The 635-nt window shown below is 46.1% G+C and carries 1 protein-coding gene; it reads right to left on the bottom strand.

From position 1 onward, the window contains the following. Window positions 1-635 (bottom strand): oligopeptide/dipeptide ABC transporter ATP-binding protein (locus ACP5L5_RS11800; RefSeq protein WP_428764021.1); only part of this gene is annotated, 635 nt, incomplete at both ends.

Below are 635 nucleotides of genomic sequence, written 5' to 3'. Positions count from 1 at the left end.
GGCGGTGGATTCACGAGACTAGGCACCTCACCAGTCGGTGGTTCGAGCTCCTTCCTACCTATTGTTGGTACTGACTTCATTAGTAATTGGGTGTACGGATGCATGGGCTTCTTGAATACCTCATCGACATTGCCTGCCTCTACAATCTTGCCTGCATACATTATGGCCACCCTGTCGGATATGTAGTAGGCTATGGCTATGTTATGTGTTATGAAGAGGTAGGTTAGTCCTAACTGCTCCTTAAGATCCATCAATAGGTTGAGCACCTGGGCCTGTAGTGATGCGTCCAGTGCAGACGTTGGTTCATCAAGGACTATGAATCTTGGCTTCTTAACAATAGCCCTTGCAATGGCAACCCTCTGTATTTGACCACCACTTAATTCCCTAGGCCTCTTATTACTATGCTCCTTATAGTTAAGCCCAACCATCTCCATTGCCTCCCTAACCTTATCCTCATCAAAATGCCCAAGTGGTTCTGATATTACTTCCTTAACTGTCAACCTCGGATTAAGTGAACTGTATGGGTTTTGGAACACCATAGCCACTTGTTGTCTAACCCAGGGTATCTTATCCTCAGTAACCCTCTCGCCCATGAAGTAGTACTCACCGCCATCAGGCTTTTCAAGTGTAACCAA

Source organism: Vulcanisaeta sp. (genome assembly GCF_049966235.1).
Lineage (GTDB): Archaea > Thermoproteota > Thermoprotei > Thermoproteales > Thermocladiaceae > Vulcanisaeta > Vulcanisaeta moutnovskia.
The sequence above is the reverse complement of the archived record's forward strand: the minus strand, read 5'-3'. Positions and strand labels throughout refer to the sequence as shown.